At 74.8% G+C, this 333-nt stretch carries 1 protein-coding gene; it reads left to right on the top strand.

Annotated elements, in window-relative coordinates:
• The coding region (locus tag J0695_RS41470) for a zinc-binding dehydrogenase (RefSeq protein ID WP_206969978.1) at window positions 1–333 on the top strand (333 nt) is incomplete at both ends.

The following is a 333-nucleotide window of genomic DNA, read 5'->3' as shown; positions in this document are numbered from 1 at the left end:
GGGGACGAGGAGTTGGTGCGGGCGCTGGGTGCCGATCGGTTCGTACTGCGCGACGGGCCGCTCGACGGTGGTTACGACGGGGTGCTGGACGCGGCCGTACTGGGGGCCGCAGCGCTCGCGGCCGTACGGGACGGGGGTGCGTACGCCGGGGTCATTCCGGGGGCATCGCCCGCGAGTGAGCGGGGGGTCCGGGTGGAGACCCAGGAGGTCGCGGCGGACGGGGAGTTGCTGGCGGAGCTGGTGGGGCTGGCGGACCGAGGGGTGCTGACGCTGCGGGTCGCGGAGACGTACGGGCTGGAGGATGCGGCCAAGGCCCATGCGCGGCTCCAGGAG

This window comes from Streptomyces beijiangensis (assembly GCF_017315755.1).
Taxonomy (GTDB): Bacteria; Actinomycetota; Actinomycetes; order Streptomycetales; family Streptomycetaceae; genus Streptomyces; species Streptomyces beijiangensis.
Note: the sequence above shows the minus strand (reverse complement) of the source record. Positions and strands in the feature narration are given on the sequence as shown.